Origin of the sequence: Leptothoe spongobia TAU-MAC 1115, from assembly GCF_018739885.1 — a bacterium.
GTDB classification, from domain to species: domain Bacteria; phylum Cyanobacteriota; class Cyanobacteriia; order Phormidesmidales; family Phormidesmidaceae; genus Leptothoe; species Leptothoe spongobia.
The window spans coordinates 102,324-120,868 of the sequence record NZ_JADOES010000010.1 but is presented as its reverse complement, the minus strand read 5'-3'; the positions used below and the strand labels follow the sequence as shown (position 1 = coordinate 120,868).

Genomic DNA, 18,545 nt, shown 5'->3' with positions numbered 1-18,545 from the left:
TGTCAAAAACTTAGGTCAATATACAACATCCAAAAATGCTGTGAATACACAGCATTGGTCACCGTGGTGAGGACATTCATAGCGCTTGGAAATGCCAAGTTAAAACACGAACTAATATGGATGCGCAAACAGCATCAAGCATCGGGCTGTTTGCTATACCTGAGCCTTACAAACGTTTCCTAAACCTTTAAAACCCTCAGAGAGCACTGCCTCACAACGGATTCAGACATCAGACGTAGCCCATATATACCAATGCTTGGAACAATTCAGGCTGGAACTTGAGTCGTCAAGTTTCGTTAAACACCTTTGCAATTAGAATTTATACCACCAACGGCCCTATGAAACTGGTCAAGGTTAGCTCGCTACTGACATTTTTGGGGATACCTGTTTTAGGGGTTTCAGTAGCACTTAATTATTTCCTCTATACACAGCTCGAAAAATACTATGTAGAACTCAACCAAGTTCGATTAGATCCCCTGGGCCTTAGTTACTATAGTCAAGCGCAAAAACTGGATGAGAAAGGAGATACCAAACGGGTAGTTATTTTTGGAGATTCTAGAGCTGAGGACTGGACATCTCCGAAAATTGAAGGCTATGAATTTATCAATCGAGGTGTTGGCGGTCAGACATCGGCCCAAACAAGCCAGCGTTTTGACCATCATATGAGAGATTTAGAGCCAGACATCGTCGTCATTCAAGTGGGTATCAATGACCTCAAAGCCATTCCACTGATGCCAGACGAACGTAATGTCATTATTGATCTTTGCCGTGCCAATATTCGCCAGATGGTCGAAGATTCAAAAGCTCTGGGGGCCAATGTCATTATCACGACTATCCTCCCGGTTGGTGAAGTACCGTTGATACGTAAACCCGTTTGGTCAGACGATGTCGCCCAGGCTATTTATGAAGTCAATGGATATATTGACTCGTTAGCTGATGAGCAAGTCATTATCTTTGACGGCTTCTCAGCTATCGCCGATGAACAAGGCCTCATGCCCGAAGACTTTCGCAAGGATGAATTACATCTAAACCAGCAAGGCTATGTGACTTTGAATGAAGCATTTATCGAGTTTCTCACTAATGCCGATCTACCAGAACTGCCTGATGGTTCAGAGATAGCTGAGTTTTAAACCTTAAAGAAGACGATTGTCAAAGCAACAAAAAAGCCCCGCCATCAGCGGGGCTAGTATGGAGAGCTATGCAATATCAAACCAGTTGTTAGAAGCTGTAACCGATACCAGCGACAAAGTCTACGTCATCGCTACCATCTTGGAATGGAGACCAAACAACAGAACCATTTACCAGCCACTGATCATTAAAGCGATAGTCGGCACCACCTGTAACTGCGGCTTCGATAGTGCTGTCATCACCCAGTTCGCCATTGATACCAGCGCCTAGGAAAGGATAGAGACGCCCGTCAGGATCAACAGAGTTGAAATCGTAGGTGATAGGCAGGACGTAGGCAACATCTTCGCCATCATCAAAGTCAAAGTCGGTACTAACAGAAGGACGGACAGAAAGATTATCGGATAGGGAGACTTTACCGTTCACGGCAAATCCTTCATCTCCGCCACCGATTCCAAAGTAGTTATAGTCAGGAGCTTCCTGTGCAAAAGCAGTGAGGGGAGCTGCAGCAAGAACAGCAGCCGTTAGCCCCAGGGTGCAAAGAATACGATTAAACATGGTTGGATTCCTCGAAACGTTTTGAATCTTTTCCACGCCCAGAACTGAAATTTCTCTGTAGAGGAAGCTACAGGATTCAACTTGGTCGTGGGTTCTGACAAACAGGGCTAAGTAACCGGTATGTGAGACCAGAGATTACTGAACCTCGTTGCATGGTTCTGTTGTATCTTCGCGCCCTTGGCAATGCACAAAAGCATAGGACACTTATTGTAGGTGGACTACAAAATTGACGCTATAACCGTTGAAAAATCGTCCAAATAGACTGTGCCAGTTAGGGATATGACCGTAGTGGCGACGCAACGGCTTACCATAGAGAATGTTCTTTTGGAGTGTGCTTGATCTATGGTGTTTTGTCTTAAACGTGGTTTTGCGATCGCGAGATCGCTGACTTGTCAGTTCGCAATTATCTGCTTCACCTGTCTGTTCAGTCTGTCGGTAGCGTCTGCAGCCTATGCCACAGACCTTTCCCCAGCTCCTGAGACAGCAACGGCCTATATTATTGCCCCCAGCAATGGTGAGACCGTCAGTTCCCCCTTCATCGTGCAGTTTGGCTTGTCGGGTATGGGCATTGCTCCTGCTGGCGTTGACCGTCCCAACACCGGTCACCATCATCTACTGATTGATGTCAAAGAGTTACCATCCCTCACCGAACCGCTCCAGGGTTCTGAGCAAGTGCTGCACTACGGCGCAGGCCAAACCGAGACTCAACTCAGTTTGACTCCAGGAGAGCACACATTACAGCTAGTGCTAGGCAACTACAGTCATATTCCCCATGACAACCCAGTGATTTCCGAGAAAATTAAGGTCACAGTCGAGCCATGATCACCGATGACTAGCGTCAACGACTCACCCACCCCCTCTGCAAATAGCAATGCATCCTCTCCCCGTCGATCAGCTCCTGGCCATTGATCGCCAGCATGTATGGCACCCCTATGCCGCCATGCCCAATCCATTGCCAATTTTCCCTGTCAAGTCAGCTCAGGGCGTCTACATCGAGATGGAAGATGGCCGCACTTTGGTAGATGGCATGTCCTCCTGGTGGACCACCATCCACGGGTATAACCATCCTCGCCTGAATCAGGCAGCCAGAGACCAGATTGACTGCATGTCCCACGTCATGTTTGGGGGACTCACGCATCAGCCTGCCGTTCAACTCGCCCAGAAGCTAGTAGAACTAACACCGCAGCCTTTGCAGCAGGTATTCTTCTGTGACTCGGGCTCAGTGTCAGTAGAAGTAGCCATGAAAATGGCAATTCAGTACTGGTACAACCTGGGCAAACCTGCAAAACATCGCTTTCTCACCGTGCGGGGTGGTTACCATGGCGATACTTTTGACGCCATGTCAGTGTGTGATCCGGTCAATGGCATGCACCATTTGTTTAACAAGGTACTACGACAGCAATATTTTGCCGATATCCCTCAGATTCCCGTTTGGGGGGTATGGGACGATCACGATATTGCTAGTTTTGAACAACACCTGGCTGAGAACCATGCAAACATTGCTGCAGCCATATTTGAGCCGGTGGTGCAGGGGGCAGGGGGGATGCGATTTTACAGTCCCGATTATGTTCGGCGAGCACGGGAACTGTGCAATCAGTACGATGTGCTACTGATTTTGGATGAAATCGCCACAGGCTTTGGTCGTACTGGCAGATATTTTGCCTGTGAACACGCTGGTATTTCCCCTGACATTCTCTGTATTGGTAAAGCCATGTCCGGTGGTTTTATATCCCTAGCAGCCACCCTAACTACTCCCCACATTAGCCAGGTCTTCTCCCAGGGGGAGGCTGGCGTCTTTATGCACGGTCCCACATTCATGGCCAATCCTTTAGCCTGCGCTGTGTCCTTAGCCAATATCGACATTCTAGAAAGCTATGACTGGCAATCCAAAATCCAGGTTATTGAGGCACAACTCAAGGCAGAGCTTGCTCCCTGTCGTGAATCTTCTAACGTGAAGGACGTTCGCGTACTGGGGGCCATTGGGGTGGTAGAACTACATGAATCAGTGAATATGAACGAGATCCAGCCTCAGGTAGTGGAACATGGGGTGTGGTTACGGCCCTTTGGCAAGCTGCTGTACACCATGCCGCCCTATATCATTGAGCCCGATGAACTGAGACGAATTACCCAGGCAATGGTAGCCCTGACAAAAAGCGATGGGTAAGCGTGATATGTAAGTTTATGTAAACATTGTGTCTGTTTTCTGAAATCTTTCCATAAGCGGTTAGCTCCCAAGGGGGCTGAAACAGATTTACGGGATTTCACCACAATGCATAAGACATATCGTCTGCTGCTCATGGGCATGCTGATAGCAATGACCCTTGGTCTACTAAGCTGTGACTCAGAGACCCACAGTGACAACTTAGCTAATCAACACTTAACGACAACAGGCACTCGATAATATTTGATATTGTTATGAGAGTCTTGATTACTATTGAGTTATCGTTCATATCTCTTTTGGACCTGTTCCTATGATGCGTCTTACTTCTATTGTTTTTTTAGCAACAGGTCTCGTCACTCTTCTCAGTGGCTGCGGTGCAACGACCGTTAATCGACCCGAGGAAACCGTAGCAGCTTCACCTATTTCTCAAAACGCGTCTGAGCCCGCTGCCCCCGAAACTAATGCCCCTGCAACCGATAGCACTACACCGCTTGCAAGTACCCAGAAGATTGCCTTGGATCCTAGTCCTGATCCTTACTGTTACACGTTCGATGACGGTATTATCACCACGCACCTGCGTTTGACCATTCACGAAGACAATCAGCTTCAAGGTGATGCTCGATCAACAGTTCAAAATGATGAAGCAGCTTATTATACAAGCTATACTCAGGCATTTTCAGGCCCCTTAATCAACAATCAGGCCAACGTTGATATTACTACATGGATTGAGTTCGATGTTCAAGCATCAAGGGAAACCTGGACGCTGACCCAAAATACTCTCCAGACCAAAGATTATTTATTGGACCTCACCAACTGTGAGCTAGTGGATCCAGTATTTCAGGATGAGGATGGCTTAGAAGCCAGCGATCTGATGGACTGGGCTAGTGCCGTTCATACCGAGCGGGTGGAGTTTTCTCCTGGAGAAAGTTCAGCTACGGTTAGCAACAGTGTTATCAGAGGAGAGCGAGATGTTTATATCTTGGGAGCCAGTGGTGGCCAACAGATGGAATTGTCCATTGAGTCCCTAGAAGACAATGCGGTTTTTGATGTAATTTCTCCCAGTCAATTAATCCTGGCACGGGAAGCCATGGATGAAACCATCTATTTACCACATACAGGTGACTATAGGATCATCGTAGGAGGTACGCGGGGGAATGCGTCCTACCATCTGACAATCGGCATTCAGTAAAAAAGGAAGTCTGGACTGTAGCTATGGTAAGCCGGATCCACTGTTGCTGTTGAATATCCAGAACATGACGATAATTTTATTTGGATTATCGAGCCGAATAGCTTACAAAATGCCAGGCAGGAAATATACCAACTGATCGACTGCAAGGCTGTCGACTAAACATGGAGAACGTTGCTGCTAGATCGATACAAGGCCCCTGAATGCCCATCGACGCAAATGTAAACTTTGCCCCTGGGTTTATCTAGCTTTTCTGAAAATGATTGAAGTTTTGTAACAAGACTGCCGTAGATTACGCCTTCCTACTGATAGATCCTTGGACCGTTCCCATCGGACCATTGTGCCTTTTGCGTCTGCAACATCTACCATGGGTAGCTTTCTAAGGAATCTGATGACCAAGACACTGCTAATCAGCCATCTACTGGTTGTGGCCGATGCTGCTGCGTTTGCGATGGATACCAGACCGGAATTACTCCCTCAGACAGCCTCAGCCGAGCAGCCTTTCCAACCGCCACCGCCAGGGATACCGCAGCGCAGGCTCAGCGGAGGCACCCGATAGCATGCAACTACGTATTTACTCTTGATCCCAAGGCCATTTGGGTGACTTTGTTCCCATCTCTGTAGCTGCAGACCAAAAGAGGTATAACACCAAAAGAACAACACATAGAAGAAAAATGGGTAGGTCATCAGGCATGGTAAACCATCGGAAAATGATGCCGTTAATAAACTACCTTAATAAAAACCACGCCTGCATCATACCCATATTCATTTCTAATCTGCGTTAACCATGACCCACAGCACACCCACATCCTCAAACTCCCGTTGGCAGTTTTGGATTGATCGTGGGGGCACCTTTACCGATGTTGTTGCTCGCCGTCCCGATGGTCAACTGCAGGTGCATAAGCTGCTGTCAGAGAATCCAGGTCGCTATGTTGATGCTCCTATCCAGGGGATGCGAGAGATTTTAGGGCTAAGGGATGATGAGGTCATCCCCGCTGAGCACATCGAAGTGGTGAAAATGGGTACTACGGTGGCGACCAATGCTCTCCTAGAGCGGCAAGGAGATCCCACAGTCCTGCTGATTACCAAGGGATTTAAGGATGCCCTGCGCATTGGTTATCAGAATCGGCCTGATATTTTTGCCCGCCATATTCAGCTGCCAGAGATGCTGTATGAGCAGGTGATTGAGGTACCGGAGCGTTACAGTGCTCAAGGTGAGGAGCTGATGGCATTGGCAGAAACTGGGGCATGGGTGGAGGAATTGAAGCAGGTGTTTGAAAGCGGGGTGAGGGGATGTGCGATCGCACTGCTCCACGCCTACCGCTACCCCGATCATGAACTCAAGGTAGCTGCGATCGCCAAACGCATCGGCTTTACCCAAATTTCCATCTCCCACCAGGTCAGCCCCCTGATGAAACTCGTTAGCCGAGGCGACACCACCGTCGTCGACGCCTACCTCTCCCCCATCCTCCGCCGCTACATCGATCAAGTAGAACAATCCCTCTCCCCTTCTCCCCCTCTCCCCCTCTCCCCCTCCGATCCAAACCCACCAACCACCAACCACCAACCAGACCTCCGCCTCATGTTCATGCAGTCCAACGGCGGTCTTACCGACGCCCATCGCTTCCAGGGCAAAGACAGTATTCTCTCCGGTCCCGCAGGTGGCATCGTCGGCGCAGTCAAAACCTGTGCCAGTGCTGGGTTGAATAAAATTATTGGCTTTGACATGGGCGGCACCTCCACCGATGTCTCGCACTATAACGGAGAAGAGAGTAATGGCGACTACGAGCGTACCTTTGAGACTGAAGTAGCTGGTATCAGACTGCGAGCACCGATGATGGCTATCCATACCGTGGCAGCCGGTGGAGGCTCCATCCTGCAGTTTGACGGAGCCCGTTATCGTGTAGGACCAGAATCAGCCGGAGCTTACCCTGGTCCTACCTGTTATCGCCGGGGTGGTCCGCTAACGGTCACCGACTGCAACGTTATGCTGGGCAAACTGCAGCCTGAGTTCTTTCCCACGGTGTTTGGTCCAGAAGGAAATCTACCTTTAGATAAAACTACTGTTACTGAAGGATTCCAAGCCTTAGCACAGCAGGTTTATCAACACACTGGAGCCACTCAACAACCCGAAGAAGTAGCCGCTGGTTTTCTCGCCATTGCCGTTGAGAGAATGGCCAGCGCCATCAAGAAAATCTCCATTCAGCGAGGCTATGACGTTAGCGAATACACCCTCTGCAGCTTTGGTGGAGCCGGGGGGCAGCACGCTTGCCTGATTGCCGAATCACTGGGTATGCGACAAATTTTCCTCCATCCCTTTGCTGGAGTACTGTCTGCCTACGGCATTGGCCTGGCTGATCTGCGCATCCTCAAAGAACAAGCCATTGAAGCCACCCTCTCCGACGAAACTCTACCTTTACTCACTAAAACACTATCCTTCTTGGCAGCAACAGGGAGGCAGGAAATGGCTGACCAGGGCGTCACGTCTGAGAGAACTACTACCCTGCAAAAGGTTCACCTTCGCTACACCGGCACTGATGCAGCCTTAATTGTCTCCTTTGGTTCTCTCACCGACATGCAGGTTCAATTTGAACAAGTCTACAAACAACGCTACGGTTTCACCATGCCCCACAAAGCACTCATGGTAGAAGCCGTGTCTGTAGAGACCATTGGACAAACCAACCCCATCGACGAACCCCAGATTACTCAGCAACGCACCACTCCCTTGACTGCCATCACCAGAGTTTCCATTTACACCAAGGGACAATGGCATGACAGCCCCGTCTATAAGCGGGATGAGCTTCTCCCCCATGACATAGTCCAGGGACCAGCCTTAATTATTGAACCGACGGGCACCAATGTGATCGAACCCAACTGGTCTGCGCAACTGACCGAACAAAATCATCTAATTCTGAAGCACCAGCCTCCATTAAAGCAGCCTATAAATCAGACAGCTGATCAGGCTATTGATTCTGCCAAGCCGGATCCAGTAAAGCTGGAAATATTCAATAACCTCTTCCGCTCCGTTGCTGAGGAAATGGGCATTACCCTGCAAAACACTAGCTACTCAGTCAACATTAAAGAGCGGCTGGATTTCTCTTGCGCTATCTTTGACCAGCAGGGACAGCTGGTGGCCAATGCTCCGCATATTCCAGTACACCTGGGCTCTATGGGAGAAAGTGTTGCTAGCTTAATTCAGGCAAAGGGAGAAACAATTCAATCTGGCGATGTTTACGTTTCCAACAATCCCTACAATGGCGGCACACATCTGCCGGATATTACGGTGATTACGCCTGTATTTGTTGAATTGGTAGGTAGTGCTCCTCCTACCTTCGCTCCCCCTACTTTCTATGTTGCTTCGCGAGGACACCACGCTGATATCGGCGGCATTACGCCTGGCTCCATGCCTCCTTATAGCAAAACTATTGAACAGGAAGGCATTCTGATTGATAACTTCAAACTGATCGAGCACGGAAAATTTCGTGAAGCTGCGATCGCAGAACTATTACAATCAAGTCCCAACCCTGTCCGTAACTTGACTCAGAATCTGGCAGATCTCCAGGCCCAGGTCGCCGCCAATGAACGTGGGGTGCAAGAACTGCGACGCATGGTTACCCACTATGGTTTGCACCAGGTCCAAGCCTATATGCAACATGTGCAAGACAATGCTGCCGAGGCTGTTCGCCGAGTGATTGATGTATTGTCAGACGGAGAGTTTAGCTACACTACTGACAATGGCACCCAAATCAACTTAACCCTTGAGATCAACCAAATAGAACGGTCAGCACGGATTGATTTTACCGGCACATCTCCCCAGCAGGAGAACAACTTTAATGCGCCATTAGCTGTATGTAAGGCAGCCGTGCTCTATGTTTTTCGTACCCTGGTTGATGACGATATCCCCCTCAATGCTGGTTGCCTCAAACCTTTAGAGATAATTGTCCCCGAGGGCTGTCTGCTCAATCCTCGTTATCCTGCTGCTGTGGTGGCAGGCAATGTGGAAACCTCTCAAGCTGTCACCAATGCCCTCTATGGTGCTTTAGGAACGATGGCCGCCAGCCAAGGCACCATGAATAACTTTACCTTTGGCAATGAACAATATCAGTATTACGAGACCATTTGCGGTGGTTCTGGTGCTGGCCCTAATTTTGCTGGAACAGATGCAGTGCAGACCCATATGACTAACTCACGGCTGACAGACCCTGAGGTGCTTGAATGGAGGTTTCCTGTCCTGGTGGATGATTTTTCTATCCGTCCCAACAGTGGTGGAGCAGGCAAACATTCCGGTGGTAACGGCGTCATTCGTCGTATTCGTTTCCGTGAGCCAATGACCGCTGCCATTATCTCAGGCCATCGGCAGGTCAAGCCGTTTGGCTTACAGCATGGTCAGCCTGGCAAACTGGGGCAGAATACAATTGAGCGGAGCAACGGAGCAAGAGAAACCATCGGCAGTAATGCTCAGATCGCTATGGAATCCGATGATGTTTTTGTTATCGAGACCCCCGGTGGTGGTGGATTTGGATCGAGATTTCAGGCAGCACCGTATTAGTGTCTCAAACTTTACTTGTTTTAATCGATTAGATCGCCAATCCCAATAAAATAGACTATGGCCACAGTACATTCTTTATTAAGGATGAATCTGATTAAGGATGAATCTGATTAAGGATCATTCGCAGTCGATCATAATCATCCTTCAACAAAGTTCCAACTGTTCGCCCGGCTAACACCAACCAATCCCGATCAAATTGCCGCAGTTGATAAACTTCACGAATCGCCGCCGCCACCAAACTCTCACTCGGCACTGCACCCACTTGCAATAGCGTGCGCAAAAAATCTAACTCATCCGTAAACCCAATCACTTCATCGGGCTCACATCGATATACGGCCTGATGCACCTGTGGTGGTCGCGGTGGCAAATGCTGATAGCAACGCTCGTTTAACTCACCGCGATTATCGGACGTCTGAAACCCAACAATGGCTACTCGAAATTCAGTTTTAAGCATGGCAAAAATCTGCGGCTGCTGCTGCCGCAAATCCTCTAACGACATTCCCAACGCTCGTGCCCGATGCACCGAGTCAATTGGGCTGGTCGTCGCATGGTAAACCACTCCATATATTTGATTACTCGCTTCCTCATCAAACGACTTTACCCAGCTGCCGAAGGGTGGCATTGCCGGGAAACTTAAATCTTCAGGCTCAAGACATTGGGCCAAAAATTCAGTCGTTGCCGTTTCGATCACCTCAGCAATGTGGGCTGGGTTGCGATCGCGAGCAGCCAACTGCGGTAGAGGAAGACGCATAGTTCTGTCATATAGTACAAACGTCTCCAGTACATTAGCATCATACCCGAAAAATTACATCCCGTAGGGGCTCCCCTTGTGGGTGCCCTGACTAGCATGCCTTATTTCTAATTGTTTGATAAATGAAATGAGGCCCTATTGATAACGAGCCTGCATAAGGCAAGCCTTTACTTCTTCTTTTTCTTGCCGCCGCGTTTAGGCTTGACAGCCTCAATCTCAGACATTCTGAAGGTCACCAGCTTATCCCAGTTACCCCCCTCAAACAGCACAGCTACCCTGCCATCTGTGATCCGCTGCACTAATCCCTGAAACCCATAGTAAGTATCGTTTACATTCGTCACCTTTACAGGAGAACCAGGCAAAATTATCATTGGATTCGCTTCGCTAGAGTTTCAATTAATAGTGTAGGTTGGGTTGCTACAACGCCCAACCCCTTGCTTCTCACTCAAATCTATTATCACCCCAACAAATCCATCCCACGTTTTTGCTGGCTGAGCGAAGTGAAGCCTAAAACTTCAACCGATGCTGAAAATTCGCCACCGATTCCACAATGCCAATGGCAATAAAGTTCGTCAGCAATGACGATCGTCCATAGCTCATCCATGGTAACGGAATCCCCGTAATCGGGGCCAGACCAATGGTCATGCCAATATTCACCACCACCTGGAATACAATCATTGACAAGACGCCAATGGCCAGCAATGAGCCAAAATTATCCTTCGCATTTTGGGCGATGATAATCAACCGCAAGCAGATGAACCAATAGGCCAGCACCATGGCCAAGGCCCCCATAAACCCAAGCTCTTCGCCTAGGGCAGAGAAAATAAAATCCGTATGCTGCTCCGGAATAAAACTCAGCTGGGTTTGGGTGCCATGGAATAAACCACGTCCCCACAGCTGTCCTGAACCAATGGCAATGCGAGATTGGATCAGGTGATAGCCGCCGCCTAGGGGATCCTGTTCAGGATTCAAAAATAGGGTGAGACGATCCCGCTGGTAGTCTTGCAGCAGGCTCCACATGAGTTCTCCAATTTTGCCTGCAACTGAGTTAATGACGACAATGATTAGTGTGCTGTACCAACGTAGCGGCAATGTCATCCAGGCAATCACCCCCATTAAGATCACCCAGCCGATCCACACAGGGATATATAGATTGAAGACAATCGCAGCTACCAAGGGTGATACCAACAGCACCAGCCAGCCTGGGTTCATATTGCTCCAGTAGAGCATCCCCAACACAATCGCTCCAAAGACAAGGGATGTACCTAAGTCTGGTTGTAAAAAGATCAGTGCCCAGGGGATAGCCGTTATAGCTAGGGCTTTGAGTAGACCACTCAGAGTAGTGGATTCTCGATCTTTGAGCGTAGCGGCCAGGGTAATAATGATGCCGACTTTGGCAAATTCTGAAGGCTGAATGTTAAAGCCACCAATGCTAATCCAACTTTGGGCACCGTTACCTACAGTACCAATCAGCATGACAGCGACTAAAGACACATTGGTGATCAGATAGATGACCCAGCGCCATTCCAGGAGAGATTCGTACCGACTACGGGCCAACCACATACAGAGGAAAACACCAAGCACACACATGACCACATGGTTCCATGCGAGATCGGTTTCCCCGGTATACAGCCGTGTACTGGCGATCAACAGACTAGAAAAAAGTGTGATGCCAATGGGGAAGAACAATAACAGCCAATCAATGCCGCGCCAGGGATGCAGCCAACGATAAAACCATTTGCCTAGGAATGTGGTTTGAGCCATAAAAGCAAAACCAATTAATAAAGAGAACCTAATTTTTTGTAGGGTCGTTCCGTGGAACGACCCTACAAAAAATCAATAAATACCTACGTCAATGCCGCTACAGAGACCTTGGCCGCTACTTGCTGGGAAATTTTGGTGAGGGCCACCGCAGAAGCGGATTCAGGCTGAGCTAAGACAATCGGCTTCCCCGCATCCCCCCCTTCTCGTACTGGCATCTCTAAGGGAACACAGCCTAACAGAGGTACTCCTAATGCTTCGGCCGCTTTCTCACCACCTCCGGAGCCAAAAATGTCATAGCTCTTGTCGGGCATATCGGGAGGGATAAAGTAGCTCATGTTTTCTACAATGCCCAACACTCGTACATTGAGCTGTTGGAACATTTTTAGACCGCGACGGGCATCGGAGAGGGCCACATCTTGTGGGGTGGTGACGATGACTACACCTGCCATGGGGACTGCTTGGGCCATGGTGAGCTGAGCATCGCCTGTGCCAGGGGGCATATCTACAATTAGATAGTCCAGTTCGCCCCACTGTACCTGATATAAAAACTGACGAATAATGCCATTGAGCATGGGGCCACGCCACACAACTGGTTGATCTCGGTCAATCAAAAAGCCCATGGATACAAGCTTAACGCCATGGTTAAAGGCGGGCTCTAGTTCCTGTTGGCCATCGGCCCCATCCCGGACGACGACATTGCCATCCTGGAGCCCCATCATGATAGGGGCATTGGGACCATAGATGTCGGCATCAAGTAGGCCTACTTTGGAGCCTGCTTTTGCCAGTGAAACGGCGAGATTGACAGCGATGGTACTCTTGCCGACGCCCCCCTTACCGCTGGAAACGGCCAAAATGTTTTTGACTTTATCAATGCCCTGTTGATCAGGCAGAACTGACTTTTGCTGAGGAGTTTCAGCGGTTACTTCGACAGCAACTGAGGCTACGCCTGGCAGTGCCTTGACGGCTTTTTCGCAGTCTTCAACAATAAATTCTTTGAGTGGACAAGCTGGGGTGGTAAGTACAAGGGTAAAGCTTACCTGGCCATCATCGACGGCCACATTGCGGATCATATTCAGCTCTACCAGGCTTTTTTGCAGCTCAGGATCTTGAACGGGGCGCAGCGCGTCCAGAATTGCCTCAGTTGTCGGCATCATGTTTGTGAAAGATTGATATGAACGGGAAAATTCTTCAGAGAATGTTTGCCATCCATTCTAAGGCTTCATGTCCGATGGTGTAGGCGTGTTTCATCGAACACATTGACTGCTCCATCCTATCTAGCTAGCTAAAGATATCTCGATACTGATTTGGCATCATTCCAGAGACGGTGGCTTGTTCGGCCGCTTGCGCAAGGGCGGCGGCGACTCTGGCGGCATAGGGACGTAAAAATGACCAGGCTACAGGGGATAGCCAACCCTTGAGTTTAATGGAGTAAGAGATCTGCGTACCACAAAGGGTGGACTCAAGGCGATAAATGGCTCGCTCTTCTAAGCCCGGCACAGGAAAGATGCGAAGACTAATATATTCACCAGGTAGTACGCCTTCTACAAAAATTTTGATGGGGACGGGAACCCAGCGGGCAAATACTCGATAAATCAACCCCGGTGTAGCCTGTTGACCATTGGGGGCATTGGTGGAGGTAATGAGTGGATGCCATGAAGCTAACCCTGCCAAGTCGTTCATTTTTTGCCAGAGGGCTTCGATGGAAGCGGTGCTACTGACTTGGTAGTGTTTTTCTAGGGTTAGTCGATTTCTTGGCACTAGGGCTGGGTGGCTAGACGTTTGATGTGTAGGGTGCCAGAAGCTTTGCCTAAATGACTGAAACCAGGATATAAACATATGGATGTGCGGGCGATTTGCCAAATTTATCGCTGCCCTGCCGTCCTATAAATCGGTCAATGTCTTTTGAACATGACCGGTCCTTGGGCGTTGAACATGTATTTTTTTATCTTGAAAGGCATTTTAACCCTGAGTTAACATTCAGCTCACTGGTTAAGCTAGGTTCAGAGACGAAAACGTTACTTCCACATAGGTTTGAGCTTTTGTCAAGGATTGTCACACTGTGTGTCAACTTGGTTAAAAAAGGCCGAAATCGTGATTCATTATCATTATTAGCTGCTAGCTAGGGCCTGTGTTTATCACAGGTTTGAGGATAGTTGGCAGTATCAGTCTTAATCAAATTTGTTTTTTTAGCTCTAGATCGCCATGGTCACCACTTCTACGCAGAATTCTACGCAGAAGATAACTAGTCCAGTTGCTCCTCCCAGTGATTCCCGTGAGCGTGTGAGCGCGGGATTTAAAGGTCTTCAGGACCGTATTTGTAAGAAGCTGGCTGAGGTTGATGGTGTCGGTCAGTTTATGGAAGACCAGTGGACTCGCCCCGACGGTGGCGGCGGTCGTTCACGGGTGATGAAGGAAGGCGATGTCTTTGAACAGGGAGGCGTTAACTTCTCTGAGGTTTGGGGGGATCGTCTGCCTCCTTCGATTTTGATGCAGCGTCCTGAAGCTGAGGGCCATGGCTTCTATGCAACTGGGACGTCCATGGTGCTGCATCCTCGTAGTCCTTATATTCCAACAGTGCATCTCAACTATCGCTACTTTGAGGCGGGCCCGGTTTGGTGGTTTGGTGGGGGGATTGACCTGACTCCTTACTATCCGTTTGAAGAGGATGTGGTGCAGTTCCACAAGACGCTAAAAGAAGCATGCGATCGCAATCATCCCGAGTATTACAACACCTTTAAGTTATGGTGTGATGAATATTTCTACCTGAAGCATCGCCAAGAAACTCGGGGTGTGGGCGGTGTATTTTTCGACTATCAAGACGGTACTGGAGAGCTTTATCGCGGTCCTAGCCCCGATGGTCCTGCAGCTCAGCATAGTAAAACAGTTGGGCAACCCACTCAGCGTGGTTGGGAAGACTTGTTTAAGTTTGCCATTGACTGTGGCGATGCATTTTTGCCATCCTATGTGCCCATCGTAGAAAAGCGTCGTCATACCGAATACGGTGAGCATCAGCGCAACTTCCAGCTTTACCGTCGTGGTCGTTATGTAGAATTTAACCTTGTCTATGACCGGGGGACTATCTTTGGTTTACAGACCAACGGTCGTACTGAATCTATCCTGATGTCGTTGCCTCCCATGGTGCGTTGGGAATACAGCTATGCACCTGAGCCTGGTACACCAGAATCCAAGCTGTATGAGGTTTTTCTTAAGCCTCAGGACTGGGTTAACTGGAAAGCATAGAAAAATAGTTGAATTCTGTAGCAAGCTGCTATTTTGTGGAACTACGTTCGCTCTTTTCGCATCATTAAAACTGCGGAGTGAATGTGTTGATTGACTAGAGCGGTATAAGTAAACAGGATTCATAATTATCCTGATTTAGGATATGTTCCTGTGCATACTAGGTTGCACGTTTCTCTGAATCGTGTTGTACTTCCGTACAGTCTGACAGGCTGATTGTCAATGAAGATCCGCAATTTGTCGTAAGCATTGATTTTTCAGCTCTTTCTCCTGAAGTCAAGGGCATCATGGTTTATATGAGTGCAATATTTTCTTGCGTTCGCCAGATATAAGACATCAGATATTGAAGGGCCGGTCACCATGGAGCAAAGAATCGTCACCCCACCCAACAGCAGTTACAGTATCGTTGTCTTTTCGCCTCAGGGGCGGCTAGATATCACGACAGCTTGGCAATTTCGACTCAAGCTGCAGGAATGTATTGAAAATACAACGCCTCATATCATCGTTAATTTAGGCCAGGTGAACTTTATTGATAGTTCGGGTCTGACGTCTCTGGTTGCTGGGATGCGGGATGCAGATAAGGTTGAAGGCAGTTTCAAGCTCTGTAACGTTCATCCAGAGTCAAAGCTGGTCTTTGAAGTGACTATGATGGATTCTGTCTTTGCGATCTATGACAGCGAAGAGGAAGCGATTAATGCGGCTCCTGAGCCTATGACTTTTTAAGGACTGCGCAGCATCATTGGCGGGATAGATGGCTGATTTTCGTTATGGTGGTATAGGCATCCATAACGAAAGTCACTATTTTGCTAGGAGTTTATGATTCTTGGCAAATAGTCATCTGCAGTAGAAAATGATGTCTAGCATTTTATTATCCCCACCTGTGACTAACCTGCGTACGGTTTCTGATACCAAGCGAGCCTTTTACGAATATCATTCTCGTCCTATTAATTCTCTCTACCGACGAGTGGTTGAGGAGTTAATGGTGGAGATGCATCTGCTTTCGGTAAACGCTGATTTTGTTTACAACCCCCTGTATACCCTGGGTATGGTTACCAGTTTTGATCGCTTTATGGTGGGTTATGAGCCGGAACAGGATAAGGAATCAATTTTTGCGGCTATTTGCCGTTCGGTTGATGGTGATCCTCAGCAATATCGTCAGGATGCGAATGCTTTGAAGGCCGATTTGTCAGGTCTTTCGCTGAGCGAACTCAACACCCAACTTGCTAATGCCAAGACCACAGACGGCGATAATCTGCAGGGCAAGCTGTATATGGTGGCGAATCAGGCAAATACTAAATACACTCGGCTGATGGCTGTCGGTCTCTACACATTGTTTGAAACGGTCGATGCGTCATCTTTGGATGATAAGGACAAGCGCGAGGAAATGTTAAAGACAGCGGCTGAAATGTTGGCCCTGCCTGCTGAAAAGGTCGACAAGGATCTGGAACTCTACCGGAGTAATCTGGAGAAAATGGCCCAGGCCCAGGAAGTCATGAAAGATATCTTGGAGGCTGAACGTAAAAAGCGTGAGCAGCGAGCTCAGGCAAAGAAAGATGCTGATGCTGCAACAGCGACTGAGACGACGACGGCGACTGCTGCCGAACAAGACGTTACCGAAGAAGACACTGCTGACTCTGAATCTTAGTGTGGTAACTGAATTCTGGGTTTGTTTACGCGTTTACTGTGCAGAGCTTACCCAGTAAAGATAATATTCCTCATCCTGCCAGGCCTTTGTAAACTCCTGAATTGATTCGATATTTAACCCTGGTGTGGACCCCTTTATTTTTTGGTGCATCACCAGGAGAATTTTGGGGTGTTCAGTGAGGAGCTGGGTAACTTGTGCCATAATTTCGGGCTCCTCTACTTCATTCCGAACACCTTTAAAGAATAAGGTGTAGCTACCGATGGCCTGGCGTTCTGGAAAATAAAATGGATGACCAAAATAACCACTTAGTGAGGCCATCTGAGCATCACGACTGGCTACAATAAACTCGTTTTGTAGGTTGGCCTGACGCATGTAGGCAGCCGTCATCCGGCTTGCAGAATAGGGAATAGTGAAATCCATCGTAAAGAGGAACAAGCCCCCCATAAGATGGGCAATCAGAATGGTGGTGAATACTCGGTTAAACCATTGCTGGGTGTTTAACTGCCAATTTTCTGCGACGGGTAAGTGTCGAGTAATGGTGGCTGTCGGAGCGTAGTGGTGGGCGAGCCATAGGGCGGCGATCAAGATGAGATAAAAGTTGCCATAGTGTCGAATGGCACTAGGCATGAACTTGGCATAGGTAAAGGCCAAAATAATGCCGTTGCCAAGCAGATAAAAGACTAGAGCATAGGGCTTTTTGATGAGCTTGATGGCAACTAGATAGCAGGAGCCTAGGGCAATTGCTCCACAAACTGCCAGATCTAAGTATCGTGCGCCGTTGGGGATGATGATGTAGTAACCGCCAAAGATCCGACCAATGGCCTTGAGCAACTGGCGGATGTCGAGGCCAGTAACGTATTCGCCCATGGCCTGACTGGCTATATCACTGGGGGGCAGGATGAAGTACAGTGCCATCGCGCAGCCCGCTGTAATCAAAGCAGCACTAAAAATAATGTCAAGCCAATGACGACGGAGTTTTGCTTCAAAGACTAGCTCGATGGCCAGGGTGAGGGCGATCGCGATCGCAATCAACAGCGCATACACATTGCTATTAGCCAGCAGCACCAGTAAACCGGCGATAGGCCAATAGGCCCGCTGTCTCTGAGGCCACAAAGCACAGATCGCAAATAGTAATAGCATCGCCACCGCATAGTTGCGAGCGATCAGCAGGTGCTCATAGAACGGCAAGTACCCAAACGTAATTAGCCACTTTTGCCCTTGGGTAAAGGGGCTACATCGCCAGATCAGAAGCACTGAGCCCATGGCCAGTAGCCAATGGAGGACCTGCATGGCGACGGGATGGCCAAACAGGTGATACATCGCTGCTACCAGCAAATGCCACAGGCCTGGATGGGCACGGTCATAGTGGATATTTTCAACAAATGCTGCCCAAGATGGACTGTCCCGCGCGATTAGCCATACATTCATCTCATCGCGCCACATGCTGTGATTAAGTGCACCGATGAAGCCCAGAATGGCAACAATCAAGAGGGCGGCCCATGGCGATTTATAAATACGTATTAGCCAATGGGGGAATGAGATGGACATCGCTAAAACACCATACCAAGC

At 48.7% G+C, this 18,545-nt stretch carries 17 protein-coding genes; 10 read left to right on the top strand and 7 right to left on the bottom strand.

Features of this window, described 5'->3' with window-relative positions; translation table 11 throughout:
• Positions 1-338: 338 nt before the first annotated feature.
• Positions 339-1,130 (top strand): SGNH/GDSL hydrolase family protein, encoded by a 792-nt coding sequence (locus IXB50_RS07580; RefSeq protein ID WP_215608343.1) that lies wholly within the window; start codon positions 339-341, stop codon positions 1,128-1,130.
• Between the two features lie 88 nt (positions 1,131-1,218).
• Here the strand turns inward: IXB50_RS07580 and IXB50_RS07575 are convergent, their stop codons facing one another.
• Positions 1,219-1,683, bottom strand: coding sequence for a porin family protein (locus tag IXB50_RS07575; RefSeq protein WP_215608342.1), 465 nt, complete (start codon positions 1,681-1,683; stop codon positions 1,219-1,221).
• 342 nt (positions 1,684-2,025) lie between these two features.
• Here IXB50_RS07575 and IXB50_RS07570 point away from each other — a divergent pair, with 342 nt between their 5' ends.
• The 6 genes from IXB50_RS07570 (at position 2,026) to IXB50_RS07550 (ending at position 9,579) form a co-directional block, all read left to right on the top strand.
• A complete protein-coding gene (locus IXB50_RS07570) occupies positions 2,026-2,505 on the top strand; it encodes a DUF4399 domain-containing protein (protein ID WP_215608341.1) in 480 nt (159 codons plus the stop codon).
• A gap of 49 nt (positions 2,506-2,554) precedes the next feature.
• Positions 2,555-3,847: an adenosylmethionine--8-amino-7-oxononanoate transaminase gene (bioA, locus tag IXB50_RS07565; protein WP_215608340.1), complete on the top strand. Its 1,293-nt coding sequence runs from the start codon at positions 2,555-2,557 to the stop codon at positions 3,845-3,847.
• Positions 3,848-3,952: 105 nt separating this feature from the next.
• Positions 3,953-4,084 carry a hypothetical protein gene (locus tag IXB50_RS22405; protein WP_281413243.1) on the top strand — a complete coding sequence of 44 codons (132 nt, stop codon included), beginning with the start codon at positions 3,953-3,955 and terminating at the stop codon, positions 4,082-4,084.
• A gap of 70 nt (positions 4,085-4,154) precedes the next feature.
• Positions 4,155-5,033, top strand: coding sequence for a hypothetical protein (locus IXB50_RS07560; protein WP_215608339.1), 879 nt, complete (start codon positions 4,155-4,157; stop codon positions 5,031-5,033).
• Positions 5,034-5,397: 364 nt separating this feature from the next.
• Positions 5,398-5,589 carry a hypothetical protein gene (locus IXB50_RS07555; protein WP_215608338.1) on the top strand — a complete coding sequence of 64 codons (192 nt, stop codon included), beginning with the start codon at positions 5,398-5,400 and terminating at the stop codon, positions 5,587-5,589.
• Positions 5,590-5,817: 228 nt separating this feature from the next.
• Positions 5,818-9,579, top strand: a complete 3,762-nt coding sequence (locus IXB50_RS07550) for a hydantoinase B/oxoprolinase family protein (RefSeq protein ID WP_215608337.1) — start codon at positions 5,818-5,820, stop codon at positions 9,577-9,579.
• Positions 9,580-9,673: 94 nt separating this feature from the next.
• Here the strand turns inward: IXB50_RS07550 and IXB50_RS07545 are convergent, their stop codons facing one another.
• The 5 genes from IXB50_RS07545 to IXB50_RS07525 all read right to left on the bottom strand — a co-directional run bounded on the left by IXB50_RS07545 (position 9,674) and on the right by IXB50_RS07525 (position 13,852).
• A complete protein-coding gene (locus IXB50_RS07545; RefSeq protein ID WP_215608336.1) occupies positions 9,674-10,330 on the bottom strand; it encodes an HAS-barrel domain-containing protein in 657 nt (218 codons plus the stop codon).
• Positions 10,331-10,497: 167 nt separating this feature from the next.
• Complete coding sequence (locus IXB50_RS07540) at positions 10,498-10,701, bottom strand: NAD(P)H dehydrogenase subunit NdhS (protein WP_216867609.1); 204 nt, start codon at positions 10,699-10,701, stop codon at positions 10,498-10,500.
• Positions 10,702-10,837: 136 nt separating this feature from the next.
• Positions 10,838-12,094 carry a rod shape-determining protein RodA gene (gene rodA / locus IXB50_RS07535; protein ID WP_215608335.1) on the bottom strand — a complete coding sequence of 419 codons (1,257 nt, stop codon included), beginning with the start codon at positions 12,092-12,094 and terminating at the stop codon, positions 10,838-10,840.
• Between the two features lie 83 nt (positions 12,095-12,177).
• The gene (locus IXB50_RS07530) at positions 12,178-13,245 is read right to left on the bottom strand and encodes an Mrp/NBP35 family ATP-binding protein (RefSeq protein ID WP_215608370.1); all 1,068 of its coding nucleotides are present in this window, start codon (positions 13,243-13,245) and stop codon (positions 12,178-12,180) included.
• 127 nt (positions 13,246-13,372) lie between these two features.
• Positions 13,373-13,852 (bottom strand): SRPBCC family protein, encoded by a 480-nt coding sequence (locus IXB50_RS07525; protein WP_326520743.1) that lies wholly within the window; start codon positions 13,850-13,852, stop codon positions 13,373-13,375.
• Between the two features lie 444 nt (positions 13,853-14,296).
• Here IXB50_RS07525 and hemF point away from each other — a divergent pair, with 444 nt between their 5' ends.
• From hemF to psb29, 3 genes are all read left to right on the top strand, one after another.
• On the top strand, positions 14,297-15,334 hold the full coding sequence (gene hemF / locus IXB50_RS07520; RefSeq protein ID WP_215608333.1) for an oxygen-dependent coproporphyrinogen oxidase: 1,038 nt from the start codon (positions 14,297-14,299) through the stop codon (positions 15,332-15,334).
• A 357-nt stretch (positions 15,335-15,691) separates the two neighbouring features.
• Positions 15,692-16,054: an STAS domain-containing protein gene (locus IXB50_RS07515; RefSeq protein WP_215608332.1), complete on the top strand. Its 363-nt coding sequence runs from the start codon at positions 15,692-15,694 to the stop codon at positions 16,052-16,054.
• A 157-nt stretch (positions 16,055-16,211) separates the two neighbouring features.
• On the top strand, positions 16,212-16,976 hold the full coding sequence (gene psb29 / locus IXB50_RS07510; RefSeq protein WP_326520742.1) for a photosystem II biogenesis protein Psp29: 765 nt from the start codon (positions 16,212-16,214) through the stop codon (positions 16,974-16,976).
• Between the two features lie 33 nt (positions 16,977-17,009).
• On the opposite strand, the gene IXB50_RS07505 is transcribed toward psb29, so the two are convergent.
• Positions 17,010-18,524, bottom strand: a complete 1,515-nt coding sequence (locus IXB50_RS07505; protein ID WP_215608331.1) for a hypothetical protein — start codon at positions 18,522-18,524, stop codon at positions 17,010-17,012.
• Positions 18,525-18,545 lie beyond the last annotated feature (21 nt).

What these genes read in the sequence shown, in the direction of transcription:
- IXB50_RS07580 (WP_215608343.1), top strand. Translation starts at nt 339, where the DNA reads ATGAAACTGGTCAAGGTTAGCTCGCTACTGACATTTTTGGGGATACCT.
- IXB50_RS07575 (WP_215608342.1), bottom strand. Translation starts at nt 1,683, where the DNA reads ATGTTTAATCGTATTCTTTGCACCCTGGGGCTAACGGCTGCTGTTCTT.
- IXB50_RS07570 (WP_215608341.1), top strand. Translation starts at nt 2,026, where the DNA reads ATGGTGTTTTGTCTTAAACGTGGTTTTGCGATCGCGAGATCGCTGACT.
- bioA (WP_215608340.1), top strand. Translation starts at nt 2,555, where the DNA reads ATGCATCCTCTCCCCGTCGATCAGCTCCTGGCCATTGATCGCCAGCAT.
- IXB50_RS22405 (WP_281413243.1), top strand. Translation starts at nt 3,953, where the DNA reads ATGCATAAGACATATCGTCTGCTGCTCATGGGCATGCTGATAGCAATG.
- IXB50_RS07560 (WP_215608339.1), top strand. Translation starts at nt 4,155, where the DNA reads ATGATGCGTCTTACTTCTATTGTTTTTTTAGCAACAGGTCTCGTCACT.
- IXB50_RS07555 (WP_215608338.1), top strand. Translation starts at nt 5,398, where the DNA reads ATGGGTAGCTTTCTAAGGAATCTGATGACCAAGACACTGCTAATCAGC.
- IXB50_RS07550 (WP_215608337.1), top strand. Translation starts at nt 5,818, where the DNA reads ATGACCCACAGCACACCCACATCCTCAAACTCCCGTTGGCAGTTTTGG.
- IXB50_RS07545 (WP_215608336.1), bottom strand. Translation starts at nt 10,330, where the DNA reads ATGCGTCTTCCTCTACCGCAGTTGGCTGCTCGCGATCGCAACCCAGCC.
- IXB50_RS07540 (WP_216867609.1), bottom strand. Translation starts at nt 10,701, where the DNA reads ATGATAATTTTGCCTGGTTCTCCTGTAAAGGTGACGAATGTAAACGAT.
- rodA (WP_215608335.1), bottom strand. Translation starts at nt 12,094, where the DNA reads ATGGCTCAAACCACATTCCTAGGCAAATGGTTTTATCGTTGGCTGCAT.
- IXB50_RS07530 (WP_215608370.1), bottom strand. Translation starts at nt 13,245, where the DNA reads ATGCCGACAACTGAGGCAATTCTGGACGCGCTGCGCCCCGTTCAAGAT.
- hemF (WP_215608333.1), top strand. Translation starts at nt 14,297, where the DNA reads ATGGTCACCACTTCTACGCAGAATTCTACGCAGAAGATAACTAGTCCA.
- IXB50_RS07515 (WP_215608332.1), top strand. Translation starts at nt 15,692, where the DNA reads ATGGAGCAAAGAATCGTCACCCCACCCAACAGCAGTTACAGTATCGTT.
- IXB50_RS07505 (WP_215608331.1), bottom strand. Translation starts at nt 18,524, where the DNA reads ATGTCCATCTCATTCCCCCATTGGCTAATACGTATTTATAAATCGCCA.